At 39.7% G+C, this 16,125-nt stretch carries 20 protein-coding genes, 1 tRNA gene and 1 other annotated feature; of the genes, 4 read left to right on the forward strand and 17 right to left on the reverse strand.

What is annotated here, in order from left to right; genetic code table 11:
- Positions 1-20: 20 nt before the first annotated feature.
- From A5888_RS07975 to A5888_RS08005, 7 genes are all read right to left on the reverse strand, one after another.
- Positions 21-317 carry a hypothetical protein gene (locus tag A5888_RS07975; RefSeq protein ID WP_086351154.1) on the reverse strand — a complete coding sequence of 99 codons (297 nt, stop codon included), beginning with the start codon at positions 315-317 and terminating at the stop codon, positions 21-23.
- Between the two features lie 54 nt (positions 318-371).
- Complete coding sequence (locus tag A5888_RS07980; protein WP_086351155.1) at positions 372-722, reverse strand: hypothetical protein; 351 nt, start codon at positions 720-722, stop codon at positions 372-374.
- A gap of 151 nt (positions 723-873) precedes the next feature.
- Complete coding sequence (locus tag A5888_RS07985) at positions 874-1,116, reverse strand: hypothetical protein (RefSeq protein ID WP_086351156.1); 243 nt, start codon at positions 1,114-1,116, stop codon at positions 874-876.
- Positions 1,113-1,391 (reverse strand): hypothetical protein, encoded by a 279-nt coding sequence (locus A5888_RS07990; RefSeq protein WP_086351157.1) that lies wholly within the window; start codon positions 1,389-1,391, stop codon positions 1,113-1,115. The genes A5888_RS07985 and A5888_RS07990 overlap by 4 nt, the downstream gene beginning before the upstream one ends.
- Before the next feature lie 63 nt (positions 1,392-1,454).
- On the reverse strand, positions 1,455-1,733 hold the full coding sequence (locus A5888_RS07995; protein WP_086351160.1) for a helix-turn-helix domain-containing protein: 279 nt from the start codon (positions 1,731-1,733) through the stop codon (positions 1,455-1,457).
- A complete protein-coding gene (locus A5888_RS08000; protein ID WP_086351158.1) occupies positions 1,714-2,412 on the reverse strand; it encodes a Rha family transcriptional regulator in 699 nt (232 codons plus the stop codon). The genes A5888_RS07995 and A5888_RS08000 overlap by 20 nt, the downstream gene beginning before the upstream one ends.
- A gap of 32 nt (positions 2,413-2,444) precedes the next feature.
- Positions 2,445-2,648, reverse strand: coding sequence for a helix-turn-helix domain-containing protein (locus tag A5888_RS08005; protein ID WP_086351159.1), 204 nt, complete (start codon positions 2,646-2,648; stop codon positions 2,445-2,447).
- Between the two features lie 139 nt (positions 2,649-2,787).
- On the opposite strand from A5888_RS08005, the gene A5888_RS08010 reads away from it, so the two are divergent.
- Positions 2,788-3,435 carry a helix-turn-helix domain-containing protein gene (locus A5888_RS08010; RefSeq protein WP_086350202.1) on the forward strand — a complete coding sequence of 216 codons (648 nt, stop codon included), beginning with the start codon at positions 2,788-2,790 and terminating at the stop codon, positions 3,433-3,435.
- A 65-nt stretch (positions 3,436-3,500) separates the two neighbouring features.
- Positions 3,501-4,673 carry a site-specific integrase gene (locus A5888_RS08015; protein WP_086350201.1) on the forward strand — a complete coding sequence of 391 codons (1,173 nt, stop codon included), beginning with the start codon at positions 3,501-3,503 and terminating at the stop codon, positions 4,671-4,673.
- Between the two features lie 98 nt (positions 4,674-4,771).
- Here the strand turns inward: A5888_RS08015 and rpmA are convergent, their stop codons facing one another.
- From rpmA to rplU, 3 genes are read right to left on the reverse strand one after another with little or no spacing between them, the layout of a single operon-like run.
- Positions 4,772-5,059, reverse strand: a complete 288-nt coding sequence (gene rpmA, locus A5888_RS08020) for a 50S ribosomal protein L27 (RefSeq protein WP_086350200.1) — start codon at positions 5,057-5,059, stop codon at positions 4,772-4,774.
- Positions 5,060-5,073: 14 nt separating this feature from the next.
- The gene (locus tag A5888_RS08025; RefSeq protein WP_086350199.1) at positions 5,074-5,418 is read right to left on the reverse strand and encodes a ribosomal-processing cysteine protease Prp; all 345 of its coding nucleotides are present in this window, start codon (positions 5,416-5,418) and stop codon (positions 5,074-5,076) included.
- Between the two features lie 32 nt (positions 5,419-5,450).
- Positions 5,451-5,759, reverse strand: a complete 309-nt coding sequence (gene rplU / locus A5888_RS08030; protein ID WP_086350198.1) for a 50S ribosomal protein L21 — start codon at positions 5,757-5,759, stop codon at positions 5,451-5,453.
- 19 nt (positions 5,760-5,778) lie between these two features.
- Positions 5,779-5,853: a sequence feature (ribosomal protein L21 leader region), on the reverse strand.
- A gap of 185 nt (positions 5,854-6,038) precedes the next feature.
- On the opposite strand from rplU, the gene A5888_RS08035 reads away from it, so the two are divergent.
- Together A5888_RS08035 and A5888_RS08040 are read left to right on the forward strand one after the other, a co-directional pair.
- A complete protein-coding gene (locus A5888_RS08035) occupies positions 6,039-6,341 on the forward strand; it encodes a DUF898 family protein (RefSeq protein ID WP_086350197.1) in 303 nt (100 codons plus the stop codon).
- Between the two features lie 320 nt (positions 6,342-6,661).
- Positions 6,662-6,735 (forward strand) — tRNA-Arg (locus tag A5888_RS08040).
- Positions 6,736-6,989: 254 nt separating this feature from the next.
- On the opposite strand, the gene A5888_RS08045 is transcribed toward A5888_RS08040, so the two are convergent.
- The 7 genes from A5888_RS08045 to A5888_RS08075 are packed head-to-tail and all read right to left on the reverse strand — an operon-like array spanning position 6,990 to position 16,123.
- Positions 6,990-7,781 (reverse strand): N-acetylmuramoyl-L-alanine amidase, encoded by a 792-nt coding sequence (locus tag A5888_RS08045; RefSeq protein WP_086350196.1) that lies wholly within the window; start codon positions 7,779-7,781, stop codon positions 6,990-6,992.
- Complete coding sequence (locus A5888_RS08050; protein ID WP_086350195.1) at positions 7,781-8,044, reverse strand: holin; 264 nt, start codon at positions 8,042-8,044, stop codon at positions 7,781-7,783. Before A5888_RS08050 ends, A5888_RS08045 begins: the two co-directional genes overlap by 1 nt.
- Positions 8,037-8,345, reverse strand: coding sequence for a hypothetical protein (locus tag A5888_RS08055; protein WP_086350194.1), 309 nt, complete (start codon positions 8,343-8,345; stop codon positions 8,037-8,039). Before A5888_RS08055 ends, A5888_RS08050 begins: the two co-directional genes overlap by 8 nt.
- Entirely contained in the window at positions 8,345-8,713 is a 369-nt protein-coding gene (locus tag A5888_RS08060) for a hypothetical protein (RefSeq protein ID WP_086350193.1), read from the reverse strand. Before A5888_RS08060 ends, A5888_RS08055 begins: the two co-directional genes overlap by 1 nt.
- Before the next feature lie 20 nt (positions 8,714-8,733).
- A complete protein-coding gene (locus tag A5888_RS08065) occupies positions 8,734-12,006 on the reverse strand; it encodes a phage tail spike protein (protein ID WP_086350192.1) in 3,273 nt (1,090 codons plus the stop codon).
- On the reverse strand, positions 12,006-13,520 hold the full coding sequence (locus tag A5888_RS08070) for a distal tail protein Dit (RefSeq protein ID WP_086350191.1): 1,515 nt from the start codon (positions 13,518-13,520) through the stop codon (positions 12,006-12,008). Before A5888_RS08070 ends, A5888_RS08065 begins: the two co-directional genes overlap by 1 nt.
- A complete protein-coding gene (locus A5888_RS08075) occupies positions 13,520-16,123 on the reverse strand; it encodes a phage tail protein (protein WP_086350190.1) in 2,604 nt (867 codons plus the stop codon). Before A5888_RS08075 ends, A5888_RS08070 begins: the two co-directional genes overlap by 1 nt.
- Between the last annotated feature and the right edge of the window lie 2 nt (positions 16,124-16,125).

The raw sequence follows: 16,125 nt of genomic DNA on the forward strand, positions 1-16,125 counted from the left end.
CCTCCCTTCAAGGCTGGTTTTTAGTCCTCAATCACATCTAGTAAAAAACTGGCACTTGCATCCATTGACCTAGAAATTTTATCTAGCATTTCCGCCATATTCTGCATGGCTCCTTCACTAAATAAAGAGATGTGCAAACTAATCAAGCTATCATGATCCATTTTGCTGCTATCCCTTGCGGAAAGAAGGTCCAGGTAGTTCTTAATAAAATCCAGTCGGCTGGCCTGGTCTGCTAATTCATAAGCAACCTTCTTTATTTTTTCCGTTTCAACTGCTGTACTGGCTTTTGATTGTAATTTATCGCCATGTTTTACCATTTCCGTTTCCTCATTTCGTCATTTTTTTTATTCAGATTTCTTAGATGTTTAGTTTTATAATCTATCAAGTTCCAATCTCAATTTATCTCGAACAAAATCATTACCTTTTCTTTGATCGTGGTATTTAATCCAAAGTTGAAATGTCTTTACTCTGGCTTCCCTTATGCTGAATTTAAGAGCAAGATTGTCCAAAATCTGTCTTTTTATTTCATTGATTTCGTGATTAAGTAACTTTCTTTCTCCATGTCCTCTCAGCGTGTATAAGATTGTTAGCTGCTCGTTGTATTTATTCCCAAAACGAGTACGACCAATAGAATTTTCTAGTGTCTCAATTCCTTCGTTGATTTCCTCCAATGTAAAAGACTCAAGTTTTATCAATATTTCAGGATCGTTATAAATATTCATTACTTTTTCCTCATTTCATATTTTCATTTTTTGTGCTAAAATGAGGGTACAACTGAATACGACCACAAAAAATGGTGCTGTGCTTTTCCAAATTGACGGGGAGAAGCACTCTTTTTTTATACCCTCATACTCATTCAAAAGCCTTCACCTACTAATCAACAAAGTTCTGTTCCAAATCCATCACCTTATTAAACAAAGTCGCCTGTAACGTGATAAGCTGGTCAATGCTTCTATCTATGGAAGCAGCAAGTAATTTGTCAGCATCCGGATCCTGTTTTCGGTATCGTAGTGCTGTGTTTTGTATACTCGTGAACGTCTCACCCATAAAGAAAAGCAAGTGTTTCACCTGGTCCAGCTCTTGGCTAACCGCATAACTATTTAATGGCTTACTCATTTTTCTGTCTCCTTCTGTTGTTTCCCAAACTGTACAACGTGCATCATTTTTGCCTGTTCATCAATCCATTGCATCTCAGTCCTCATTTTCTCCAATTCACTTATTAAGTAATCCAATTTTTCTACAGGAAGATGCAAAGTAACCCCTGTGTGATTATCTTTTACTGAACTGGTTACATCTCCCAAATTCTCTAAAATGCTGGCATAAGCTCCACATAACACTTGATGCCTTATTTGTGTTTCCTCAATCTTATTTTCAATGATATTCTGATTCATAATAGATTCCCCCTAATTTTTTAAACCTTAGTAACTCATATCACCACAGCGCCGCAAGCTGCATTATTTTTTATTTTTCTGCATAAATTCATCACAATCGTTTTTATCAATTCTCGTCATACCATCAATCATAATGACTTTTAAACCTAAAGAGATGAACCGTTGAAGCGTATTGAATGAAACACCGCAATAGGCTGCCGCTTCTTTTTTTGTCATATATCTAGCCGAATTTTTCCGTTTCTCATGAGCTTCAAAAGCATAAGACACACCTTTTTCTATCCGGCTGTTGATCTCATTGAATACTGAATCATCTAGCTCTAAATCATCTATTGTTAGTTTCACCACTCACCACCGCCTTTCCAATGGGAATTTTTAAGGTAGTCTGATAAATAACCCCTTGATTATTTAACGTGGCTTTGATAGTTGGATAGTCCAGATCAAGCATGATAAGAACTGAAATATCCATCTCCCTTTTATTGACCGCTGCAAGCTCCTCAGCAGTAAGATAGTCCAATGGGGATGATTTATTGTTTACACCTCGTGCCTCTCTCAGTTGCTTCGCTGTGAAGCCTACCGCCGTTTTATAGGCCAGATCAGTAAAATGCTTGTAGTAATGTGGTGAAAATTCTTTTTCCTTGATAGCATCCGTCATTTCCTTGTGAACAGCTTTACCGCTGCCTCGTTCTAAACGTCTGGCATATAATTCTTGCTGCATCTCAAAGAATTGTTTTACAAGGGCTTTTTTGAACTGTCTTACTGGTTCCGTATTATCCAGATAAGTAATAAGCAAGGTGGCTTGCTGCTCGTTGAGATGATAGATTTTTGATTTTCTACCCCTACCCTCGGTTATTTTCGACATTTCAAATGTCGTTTTTCCGAACTCCTCCAAATCATTTTCATGTTTCCGTATTAGCTGCCTTACTGCCCTGTGTTCCACTTCTGCATACTTGGCGATAACTTCGGATGTCGTAAACGGCACATCATCGAGCCTACCCGATTCATTGAATACTAATTGCTGCATCTCTCTACTCTCCTTTCTTGAAAAAATACTTACTAAGTGGCCACCTTTTCATTTACTAGCCAATCAACCAGCTTTTTATAAACTGATTTCTTAACAACTCGCCGCTGCTCATTTTCAATCAGTGACAAAGTTTTAGATGAAATACCGATCTCGGCAGCAGCATCGCCAAGAGTGATGTTTTTTCTACCTCTTCGCTCCCTTAGCTTTGCGATCATCTCTAAATCAAGCTCAAACATAAATTCACCTCCATTCTCAATATCCGATTACAAGAATATCTTAATATCTGAATATAAGAATGTCAAGCAGAAAATTCTGTTATTCTGATTTTAAGATTTACTTTATTCCTAAAATATGATAAATTAATGGAAAATAACTATGAAAGAGTTTGATAATATGGGAAATAGAATTAAGCAGTTGAGAATTGAACATGGCATCACTGTAAAAGATTTAGCTGAAGAGTTAGGAATTTCTCAGAGCATGCTATCCAATTACGAAAATGGAAACAGTGCACCTCGGAAACAGGAGATATGGCAAGGATTAGCTAGAAAATTTGGTGTTGATATTGGCTATATAATGGGCGTTTCTGATATAAAGAATATTGACTCACCAGATGCCATATTTAATTCTGCAAATGATTACGATTTAAACAAGTTCATATTTAAGGAAAATTTAGACAAACTAACCGGGAAAGATATAGATTCAACAATATTAGAAAATCCGGAGTTAGTAGAGTGGGTTCAAGCTGTCATTTTTGCATATGAATACTTATCAGACACGAAACACGGCATAGCTGATTTGAACACTGTAATAAAAAACTCAATAGATGGTGTACTAACAGCAACCAAGTACTTTTCTTATAATGAGAATTTATCTGAAACAAAAGAGAAAGATCGCTTATTAAAATTTTACGAAGCAAAAGAAAATGTTTGTAATGGTTTAGATAAGCTCTTTAAAAATGGAGAAAATCCTATTTATGTTGATCGTACGTATGTCTCTAATCACGAACCAGAGAAAGAAAGCTAACAACTAGCCACCCATCCCCCTTCACACAAAGCGCCGCAAGCTTGCTACGGAGGGAAGTAGTAACAATGGCAACAGTTAAACAGTACACAAAAAAGGACGGCTCAAAGGCCTGGCAATTTCAAACCTATCTAGGTATCAACCCAGCGACCGGAAAGCCAATAAAGACCACAAGAAGAGGATTCGACACAAAAAAAGAAGCCCAGCTCGAATTGAACAGGCTTCTTGTGAATTTTGAGAAAAATGGCCTTGAGAAAAAGCACAATGAAACATTTAAAGAGGTTTATGAATTATGGTATGAATCTTACCGGCAAACGGTTAAGGAAGCAACCAGCATCGCCACAGAACGTTACATCAAGCTGCACGTACTGCCAATACTAGGCGATTGCAAAATTAATCATATCACACCGGCGATGGCACAAAAGGCCGTTAATGTTTGGGCTGATAAACTACAAGTATACAAAGTAGTGCTTCAATACGCTTATAAAATCGCTGATTATGCTATCACGTTGGGAATTATGGAAAAGAATCCCTTTGAACGGGTAACAAGGCCTAAAGCGAAGCGTACAAGGGATGAAAAGGAAATAAAATTCTATACCAGCGATGAAGTGCAGCAAGTTCTTTCATACCTGGAAAAGAAAGTTCACCGGGTCAATAATAAGAATTTACTGTATAAGTATTTTGCTGAATGGGATTTGACTATGTACAGGCTATTAGCGTTTAGCGGTATTCGTGGCGGTGAGGCGCTGGCTCTAACTTGGAATGATATTGATTTCGAGAGTGGCACCCTAACGATCGATAAGACACTATCACAGACCAGAAAAGGTTATGACGTGTTGCCACCTAAAACAAAATCATCTAACCGGATAATCTCCATTGATGATAAAACTTGTAGGATGCTGAAACGTTGGCAGCTTCGACAAAAAGAATTTTTCTTTCAAGCTAATACTACAAACAAGAACATCATATTTTCAGATTACCAAGGCAACTACGCACACCGTCAAGCATTGTATCAACGATCTTCCAGACTTTCGGCGTTTGTTGGGTTGCCAAACATCGGTACCCATGGCTGGCGGCATACTCATGCCTCAATGCTTTATGAGGCTGGTGTACCCATGAAAGAAACACAGGAGAGGTTAGGCCATGCCAGCTTGGAAATGACTAACTCTATATACACTCATTTAAGCAGTAAACAAAAAAATGCCACCGCCGAAAAACTAGCTAAATTTGCTAATTTCTAAGCTGATGGCATTCAAAATGGCATTCAATCGCCAACTTATTAAAAAGAAAAGGGCTGGAACCCTTGTACGGCAAAGGCTCCAGCCAGTTAAATAAAAGCTTAGTTAGCTACTGGATAAACAGATACTTGTTTTTTGTCGCGGCCTTTACGTTCGAAACGAACAACTCCGTCAACTTTTGCAAACAATGTATCATCTCCACCGATACCAACGTTAGCACCTGGATAAATTTTAGTTCCGCGTTGACGGTATAAAATTGAACCACCTGTAACAGTTTGGCCATCCGCACTTTTCGCGCCTAGACGTTTAGATTCTGAATCACGTCCGTTGGAAGTAGAACCTCCACCTTTTTTATGGGCAAATAATTGTAAATTCATTGTCAATAACATATGGTCTGCACCTCCTAATTATTATTTATCGTTTGTAATTCAATGTATTCGTCATGCTCTTGTTCGATTGCCTGTAACCCCAGTAAGAGATTTTCAAGCAATACTTGAACGATATTCGTCTGTTCCTGATTGAGTTCTGCTGGAATCTCTGTATAGAGATAACCACCTTCCTCTTCATTCACATCTACGATTGGCGTAACACCTGCAAGAGCTTCGATACCGTTTACTGCACTGACAGCCAATGCAGACACTGCTGCACAAACTATATCACTGCCGTAAGGACCGGCCTCTGCATGTCCGGTCATTTCAAACGAAACGATTCTTCCGGATGTATTACGCTTGAACAAGCTTTTAATCATTGATAGGCCTTCTTTCCTGTCAATACAAGTAATTACGCGTTGATTGCTTCGATAACTACTTTTGTATATGGTTGACGGTGACCTTGTTTACGATGGGTATGTTTTTTTGGTTTGTATTTGTAAGTAACCACTTTTTTCTGTTTGCCGTGTTTTTCAACAGTTCCTTCAACAGTTGCACCTGCAACAGTTGGAGCTCCTACTTTAGTAGACTCGCCACCAACTAGGATCACCTCTTCAAAAACAACTTTTTCGCCAGCTTCTACGTCTAATTTTTCAACGTAAATTGCTTGACCTACTTCAACTTTAACTTGTTTACCACCAGTTTTAATAATTGCGTACATGCTATACAGCACCTCCTTCTTCTAGACTTAGACTCGCCATCCCAAGTGACAGAAATGTACTTACATGACTTGTTCTGAGCGGTTGTAGCTGTGGAGACCACAATTACAACATTAACATCATACCAAAAACCGTTCACTCAGTCAATGAAAACTTCCAGTAAAACACATGATTGTTGTATGGTCAAAGCGATTCACTAAATGATTCATTGCTTTCTTCGCTGATTTGCTCTTTCTATGATAGAATAAGTATCTATTTTTATGAATAAGGAGGAGTTTACCATGAAAGGTTCCTATTTTGACGGAGGACTTGGGAGTTATATTATTACAGCTATTATTGCTACGTTGATTACTACATTTACCTTTGGAATTTGTGCACCTTGGGGCATTTGCATGATGTATCGCTGGAAAATTGAGCATACCGTTATTGAAGGTCGACGTTGCCAGTTTACCGGTACGGCTGTTGGTCTGTTTGGCAGCTGGATCAAATGGCTGTTGTTGACTATAGTCACATTAGGCATTTATAGTTTCTGGCTGAACATCAAGTTAGAACAGTGGAAAGTAAGTCACACGATCTTTTATTGATTCGTCAGAAACAGCCAAGGAAGAGATACACAGCTGTTAAATCAAAACTGTTGTGTATTTCGATTCTGTATTCCTATCCAATGTATCAGATTTTTCTAATTCTATAGTAGAATAAAATAGTTCTTCTTTTTTTACATTCCTAAGAGAGCGCTTGAGATATTTCACTCGTAAAGAATAGAGAAAAAATAGTTATTTTTAAAGTGAAATTTTCTCTTGCAAGAGCCTCTCTTTTTTGTTAAGATATTGATGTTGCTAATTTACAGGTACATCATTTCATCTGTCTATTTTTGTATTATATAATAGTAGTAACATACCACACTGTGCTAGTAGCTCAGCTGGATAGAGCACTCGCCTTCTAAGCGAGCGGTCGGGGGTTCGAATCCCTCCTGGCACGTAGAACATCCTTGTTTTATAAGATTTTGCAGATATTTTGCCCAAAATTAGCCCAAATAACAAAAAAGCCCCTGCTCTAATTAAGAGTAGGGATTTTTCTTTTTTTATAACCAACTACACTTCCGCTCAATACCATCTTTAATAGAATGAAAAAACCGCCCCAAAAGGAGCGGCCATTAGTTCCCACTATAATTTGAGGAATCATAGAGAAGGAACTATATTTATGTTAATACGAGTTGACTAAATTGTCAAAAACTACAATGCTTTCCGTTTTGTTAAATTCTTCAAGCTAGTAAATTGTGCATCGGTTACAATTACTACAGTGATATTCTTATTGTTGATAGTCTTGTAGACTGTGCCGATTGCTCGCGCCTCATCTGGATTCGCAAGCCCTTTGATAGATGTTCCGTCGAAATAATACTGAGACTTTCCTTTTTGAATAATGCATTCCATGTTCAATTCCTCCAATTTAACTTCTATTTTATTTGTTGTATCATTGTTGCTTGTATTTGTAGATGATGAACTTAACCCAAAGCCCTCAGCGATTCCATCACAGATAGCTTGAGCGATTGCCTGACGATTAGCACTATATACTGCGATATCTTCTTTACTTGAAATGAAGCAGACCTCAAGCAAAGCGCTGCTCATTCCCATGCTTTTTGCTGTCCAGATTACTGAAAAATCCGTACGCTTTACGCCTCGATTGACAAAAAACTTGCTTATTTTACTCATGATTTTCTGTTCTACATCTGTTGCACTCTCCGCGTTAGTCACAAAGATTTCTGTACCTTGTGCGGTTGCACCTGCAGCATTAAAATGAACCTCGAATACATAGTCATAGCCGTTGCTGAAAGGCACTGAACCTCGTTGAATCGAGGCAAAAGCATCAATACTTTGATTTAACACTGTGACATCTGCACCCTTATTTCTCAGTAATGGTGCTAGTCGATTTACAACGTCACGAGTTTCAACTGCTTCTTGTAACCCACATCCAACCGCACCAGGATCGCCGGCGCCATGGCCGGCTATCAGTAAAATCTTAACCATCACTCATCATCCTTTCTTAAGAGATTTGCGCCCAAATCATAAAAACCTCCTGCAGCAAGTCCGGCCACTGCTCCGCCCCAAATAAAATTGATTAGGTTTCCTGGATCAAATGACAAGCTCCAAGCAATGCCAATGGCTAGCCCAGTGAGCAAATTAATCAACGGTAGCCATTTACTCTCAGCTCCCGTGTACGTTTTAATCAATTGTGTAAGTGACAAAACAAAAACAGCGATCGTTGTCGCTGCAATCAAAATATTATCCATTTTCCGTTTCCCCTTTCAATTCTTTGTTTTCTGTTTCAAGCCGCTTAATTTCTTTTCTTAGTTCAGCGATTAGCGCATCCTTATCATTCAACTTCTCCTTAAGTTTCTTTACTTGATCTCTCAAATCCGCAACTTCTTCTTTCACGCTTCTATTACTCTCCTTTAGTTCATTAATGATCCCTTTGATTTCAACCGTGTAAATTTTGTCAACATCGGATTTTGTGGATCGTTTTGTTCCAAAGTAAGTAAATAACCCTGTAACGATCGTTGCTATTAATGTAGGTGTAATCCAGTTTTCCATTAAGCATCTACCTCATATCTCGCTGCTAAATAAATAGCCACATTGTAGCCTAAAAAGAGCGCCCAACTCATGTTAGGCACTCCTGATAGCTCGTTAATTATTAGAATCGCTGTGTAGGCTGACCAAATTGCATTCATACACACGAGTGACCATTTCTGCAGTTGAGATTTCTTTTTGACTAAAGAAAAAATCAGCAATAATCCGATTACAATAGCTAGCGAATAAAACGGCCAGCTATTCACGAAATCTAAATGTTGAAATCCTCTGACCTCGTTTGTATAGTCTAATTTCCCGTGATGGAAAGCAAGCCACAAACCGATTGCGACTGATTGTACAGAGACTAAATAACTCATTGCATTCTTTCTCATGTTTCGCCTACTTTCTTCTATTAAAATACAACGAACGAAGCCCGTGCCATCGTAGTTCCTCCGTTGTTTGAAACTTTATAAATTGCACCATCCAAATTAACTTGAATAGTATCTGTTGTTCCGCTATTGTTCCAAAGTGGAATAAGATGCATTTGGGCTGACGTTGGCACAAATACGCTCGAAGGAATACGGGCTAATGGAGAACCGCCCGGCGTTGTTCCGTTGAACACAAAATCAATTAAACGACAAGTGAATGTTCCTAAATAGTAACGATACTGCAGTGTGCCACTTACTCCTGTTCGTGCCCACGGGATAGTGATCCAGCCAGAATCGCGCATAGTAGCATAATCTAAAACTACATAATCTGAGTTTTGCCTTAAAACTAAACGGTCATAGTATAAATCTATTCCATTCGAATTCCCGTTTTTTTGTTTCATCCCCATACTGTAGCCGGTCGGCGTCAGACTCCAATATCCTTCTAATCCTGTGTTATCGCCAGTGTATCGTGACTCTACTGTTGCCCCTTCGATTTGAGTGTAACCACTCATTGCATCTTGAATAGCGCCGTAACCACTAAATGTGTTTTTAAACAATGAACCGTGAATTTCAGTACCCTCAAGCTTTTCAAATTTCCCATCTATAACAGTCAAGTTTGTTGCAAAGATATTATCTGCCATAAACTGATGTATAACCCATGTTGCGCCATTCCATCTTTTTAAAGGTTCGCCAGGCTTTTGCCACATCATATCTTTAACTTTTGGATCTGGTTCAGCATCAGAATATATTATGCTGGGGTCGCCTTTCTCGCCTTCTTTGTACGTAGTTATTGATACTCCCCTGAAATCTGTATATGCTGTCGCGACTGTTTGTCCGTTCCAAGCAAACCATTTCATATTAGAGACACCTGCAGGAACTTTGATGGTGTGAGTAAAAGGTGTCCAAACGTTCGCAACTGTTGTATTTGATGCAGGTGTAGTTACCACATCCTTAACGAGTGAACCGTTTGAAACGCCATTAAGTTGAAAATAACTGTTTGCTCCGGTAAGCTGAGTTTCGTTCTCAGCAGCCTTTCCAGCTTCGTAAAATCTAACTACAGAAAAATATCCAGTGTTAACTATAGCGCTAAATCTGGCTTCTCCTTGAATCCTGATATAAGTGTCTGGAACTACAGGAATGTTTACACTTCGAATGTATCTTGACGCTGTACTTCCTTCTCCTACTCTCATGATTGGTAATGTTGGATTATCAGATTCCGCTGCTAACCGTTTGGCGTAAGCGTTGTAAGTCCATCCCATCGTCGATGTGTTTCCAGAGCTATCGTAGTTCTCCCAGTTTGGATTAAACAGCAGTTGCCCTGAACCATTGATACCGTTTGCCCCGTCCTCGCCTTGCGGACCTTGAGCGCCCATTTTACCAACACTGTACGCCGTTGTTGTCGTATTGTCAGTGTATGTCTGAATAACTCTAGTCCATAAGAATTGATTCTCTGGAACGCTCGGTACTGTCGTTTGCCATCCGCTCGTCGGCGTAGTGGTTCCGCTTGTGCTTATTGCGTATGCTATAGCTGTTGCTTTAATCCCTTTGCCTGCTGCTCCGTCCGTTCCGTCATCGCCTTTGAACTCAGCCCAAGTGTAATCGGCAGGGTTTGTACTTTCTTGCGCTACAGGTTTATTGTGAGCCAATCCGATGTATTTCTTTCCGGCCGGATTGTCAGATAATCCGGTTCCCGTTGCAGTATCGGCGTACTTTATCCATGTATATGTTGTTGTTCCGTCTGCCCCTGGTTCTCCCGGCGCCCCTTGATCTCCTCTGTCGCCTTTATCGCCCTTGTCTCCTTTGGCTCCGGCTTCTCCATCTGAAACATTCGTGACAGTGACCTCAAAGCCTCCGCTGTTTGAGCCTGAAACGTTTGTAGCAATATACCGGTATACAGCTTTCTCATTGATATCTGCTGCTTTGACGGTAATACTCTGAGCATCAACGAGGTGTTGACCGTCTTTGTACCAAACAACATATAGGCTGTTTGTAATGTCTTCTACACCGTCCAGAACACGAGCTTTTAAAGTTGTCTGCCCTTCTCCGTTTTTAAATACTGTGCCATTGTCGCTAATCATCTGATATTCATATTTCTTATTGGCATCAATCAGCTGTTGAACTTTAGCAAGCAATGAAGAATCTATCTGACTGCCGATTTCTTTAAAATTCGAAAATGTTGTTTTGTTCTTCGATGGATCGGTAAACGATTCAACCTGTTCAGTCACACGTGCTTCGATAATCAGCATAGGCTTATACTTATCATTTTCAATCGTTAGGGTATCGCCTACGTTCGTATCAAAATAACCCTCTACCTCAAATTCTAGTTCCGGCACACTATGCTTTTTCAGTTCAGCAAGTGCAGCCCCGTATAAAGCTTCCTGTGTGCTGTACTCCGTTTCCCAATCGTAAGTAATGTACATATCGGTTGTTTGAGCGGCGAAAGAAGGGAAGCGATCACGAGCCTGTGGCGCTCTGATCAAATCCCCATCGGTGTAATACTCTAACAAGTTGTTCTTATCGTATTCCTTTTTTATATAACCGACTAAATTTAAACCATCTTTCCCACGTGGACGAATACCTGTATAGATTTCCTTGATATTCTCTTTCCGTGTGATCGTCTTGATTTCTTTGCCAAACCTCAATGTCACATTCGTTTTGTTCTCTCCGATACCTTGGCTTGTATCTGAATGCTTACGATAGATATTCAATGTAATACTGTTTAAGCTGTAGTCGTCATTTAGCTTAGTAACAAACTCAAATTCTGCACTGAATACGTTAGCGATCGAATAGAGACGAGCAAGCACGGTCTGAGTGCCGGTCCATTCATATGAAATTTTCTTATCTGATACTTCGTTAAGTCCGATAGTCAAAGTTCTTTCTGGATCAAATTTTCTGATATACTGTTCAATACTCATTGCGCCATCGCTGTTATACTCTCCGCGAGTTTCATTGTTCAACTCAAGCGAAAGACTAAAAGCGATAACAGTGAGCTGATACTCATTTTCTTCTACATCGATAATGTTCATCCAATAGTCTTTATTCTTCCAGATAAACGCAAGCTTATTGCCACACGTCAAATATTGCACATCCTCATGAGTCTTTGCTATATCAAGCGTTAGGACACTAGCATCGCCCTCAACAAAACGGTTAAGTGTGTCATTTGTATAATGAAGTGTGCCTGTTGCTGAGTTATCCAGAAATGTGAGGTTTTGCCGATCTAAAGAGTCACGAACCGCGATTCTTACATTCTCATTCATTAAATCCATGCCTCCCTAATTTCAGCCGTACACGCTGACAAGTCCAACTCACTAAAATCTGATACATAAACCTGTACTTTTGTTTTGCCTGGTTGCGCCTTAAAGTATTGAGTTCCTTTCACTTCATCGGCTAGCGACTCAACGCCATCAACATACATTTTTGTTTCATTCCCATCAATTACTACCTCTGTGTTTGTTGAGTATCGATTCGGTACATCTCGCCATTTGTCGACGTTCATTTTCGAGAAATTTAATTCTCTTAAGTAGCAGCGTGTAACAAACTGGCTGGATTCATTAGTATTTCTACTATAAGTTTGCCCGATGTAAATACCTATTTTGGCACATTCCATATCTTTTATACTTGGTGAACTAGCACCAATACGAGAGCCAAACCAATACATTTCTACAGTATCATTTGTTTTAATTAAATCCGTATGACCTCTCGCATTGTTGAATTGATTTTGACTATTAAGATAGCTAGGTGTGAAATTAATATGCTTATAGACTGCTGGTCTATCTCCACCAATCTGGAAAAGAACACCAGCGCTATTCCCGGATGCGTCCGTCTTCTCAATGATATACGAACAAATCAATTTCAAGTCTGCAGTAAAGAAACTGACATTCACACAACCTGTCTGGCCCATTAATCCCGTTTCAAACCAAGAATTGAAATAGCAGTAGAAATTTTTCGCTCCTATTTTCCCCTCTGAATCGGCAGGAACATCAATCATTTTCATTCCGCCTTTCCATCCAGATGTAGCAGAACCCCCACTACCTAACCGCAAAATATTGCGGCCATCGATTGTGCTTTGAGTTAATGTTCCACCAGTTTTTTTATTACTATCTTGTGGATTTGTGCCAGTATAGTTTTCGTAAGAACTGAACGATGTAGTACTGATTAACTTTTCACTTTGTTGATAGTCTACCCCGTCCGCTTCGTCAATTTTTCCGAACTGCATTGCTCCATACTCGCTGACAATGCCAACATAGCCGTTTTCTTTCGTATTCTTCAATCTATAAGTGATAGGCACACTCTCTGAACCTTGATTGTCAATCTCGAACTCATAAATACCGTCTGCAGTCTTTGTAAGAGGAAACTGTTTTATTGCAGTTGAGTGTGCTGCAGCATCCGGAACTAGCCATGTGATTGTGCCACTTCCATAATACTTACTATCAGAAAAAGGAACATCATCCGAAGGAATCGCTAAATAATATTTGTCAGGTTCATCTCCGAAAACTAATTTTTTCGGTTCATCAACGTCAAGAATTCTTGCTAATTCTCTGCGTTTTTCAAGCACATTATCCACTAAAGAAAAAGGCATAGAAATAGAGCTTTCGTCATTAGTAACTGACAAAAACTCTTTCCCTCTTCTTTCTCCTAATTTCTGCAAATTAATGTCACGACTTGAGCCTATCCCTCGATCAAAGCCCGGCGCAACGATTAAATAATCTGCCAGTTCGTGACCGTCGAATACTACTGACAAAGTTTTTTTCAGTGATACAAACTTTACCATTAAGCCCCACCTCTCACTGCATTAACAATATACTCTCTGTTTTTGTTCGCTTCTAAAACGTGCGGCGCTGTAGCGTAGCCGATTTCTTTTGTCGCTCCCGGATAAAGATATACAGGCACTTTAATTTCTATCGGCTGCTTGTCTACTTTGTCATCAATTAGAGAAGCTTTGTCTCTTTCAAATCCTTTTGAAATATCATGCATGATACTTCTTTGTGTGTCTATATCTCCAAAAGAAGCGAAACCATCCGTTACATTAAAGCTATCTCCTAGCTCGTCTGCCATGCTTGATACGGTTGATTTGACTACCTTAAACTCTTCTTGTAGTCCTTTGTTTAATCCGGCCATTATTGCATTACCAGCAGGAATCAACAATTTTTTATCATAGGATATAGGACCTTTATTTTTCGCAATCCAGTCAGCAATCCCACCGACAAAATCAGTAACAGCTCCCCAAGCGCCTTTCAGTCCGCCTAGGAACCCATCCATGATTGCTTTACCTGCACCACTGATATCTATATTTCTCAAGCTGTTAAATACATTCTTTATACTATTGATTACTCCTTGCACTTGAGAGCCTACGCTAGATACCACGCTTCCCATACCTGAAAATCCACTTCCGACAGCAGTTAGAACTCCCTGTATTACGCTTCCGGCAGCCGAAATGACTGATTGAATAACGCCCCAAATATTTGAAATGAGACCGCTTAATACACTGCCTGCACTTCCAAGCGAGCTAAAGAAAGTTTTAATCCCGTTGATTACACCAGAAATAATTGTTCCTGCTGTAGATATAGCTGATTGTATGTTGGTCCAAGCGCTTGATAACATCCCGCTCAAACCACTCCCGACCGATCCTAGATTAGCAAAAAGACCGATAACAACACCGACCCATTCCGCAATCGTTTGAAAGACAGGTAAGCAAGCTTGAAACACACCTACCAAGAATTGTACGACCGGAGTAAGGAACTGAACTGCAACAGCAATCATATCAAATACCGCTGAGACACCCATTAGCACCCCTTTAAACACTCCACCCAAGAATGAAGACACTATCTGCAATACAGGCATTAATAGCTCAGCAAGCGCAGAAATGAATGGTTGTGCCGCGTTCCACATATTAACAAATGATTCTATGAGTTGATCAATTGCAGGTCGCACAATCGTCATCATCGTTTCAAATGCGGCAGTTACAGCTGGTATTACTACTTCTGCAAATGCCTGTATACCGCTAAAATCCAGCCTTGTAATTGCTTCGCCTATCATATCAACAATAGGAGTTATGGAAGTTATTACTGTACTTAATAATCCCGGTATTTGTGACAATATTTTCCCGAAACTACTTATAAAAACAGGGGCTATTGTTGCAAAGGCATTGCCCAACCCTGAAACAATTGAAGCCCCCAAGCTTGCCAAATCAGACGCAACAGTAGCCATGCCCTCTTGGAATTTCATGACCATTTCTCCAAATTCATACGCTAAATCTGCTATATCAGCATATAATGACATAGGCATTAATTCCGTAAATGAATCTCTTAAATCAAACACGCTTCCTTTTGTATTGTCGAACAAATTTGTCCAAGTCTTAAACGTTTCTATAACTAGACCTACTTTTTTTAGTGCGGTTTCTATCGTGTCAAAGATAGGTATATCAATATTTAAACTAGCTAATAGACTGTCAAATGCTTCCCCAATCATCGGGGCTGACGCTGATATAAAAGTACCAATTGCACTAGGTAATGTAGATAGTATGTTCCCTACCATCGGAAAGAAATTTCCAAGTAGAAAAGTAGAGGTTGTTTCTGCTAAAGCTTGCAAAGAAGGTGTTATGTCTCTTCCTAGTGCCAAGTTACCCAATACGTTAGAGAATGCTGATTTCATTGCTGCAAAGGAACCACTGAATGTTTCTGCTGCTTCTTTGGCTGTTGTTCCTGTTATATCGAGTTCTTCCTGAACGGCATGAATCGCATCGTACACGTCCGCAAGGTTGTTAATATCGTACTTTATACCGGTTAGCTTTTCAGCATCCGCCAGTAATCTTTCCATCTCGGTTTTAGTACCACCGTAACCAAGTTTCAAGTTATCAAGCATTGTATAGTTTTGCTTTGCAAATCCTTGATAAGCGTTTTGTATATCTTGCATACTCGTTCCCATTTTATTTGCGTTATCTGACATATCGATTAACGCCATGTTTGCTTTGTCTGCTGCAGCTTCTGTGTCTCCGCCCATAGACTGTAACAAACTTGCTGAGAAGCTGGTCACGCTCTCCATGTAGTCATTAGCTGATAGGCCTGCAGTACGGTATGCTTCATCTGCATATTTGATAACTTTATCAGCACTACCTTTAAACAGCGTTTCAATACCACCAAGCGATTGTTGGAGGTTGGCCCCTTCTGAAAGTGATGAAGAAATGACCTTCCCTAAAGTTGCACCTACTGCGGCGACAGCAGCGACGGCAGCAACTTTCAAACCAGTACCTATTTTTAAGCCAGCTGATTGTCCTGCTGATTCTGCCTCTGGATCAAGTTGACCCCTAAGCGCTCCTGACAAGCCACGAGCTGAGGGTACTATCTGGACATATGCTTTTCCTAGTTCTGTTGCCATAT

It is taken from the genome of Enterococcus sp. 9E7_DIV0242 (assembly GCF_002140975.2).
GTDB lineage: Bacteria > Bacillota > Bacilli > Lactobacillales > Enterococcaceae > Enterococcus_L > Enterococcus_L clewellii.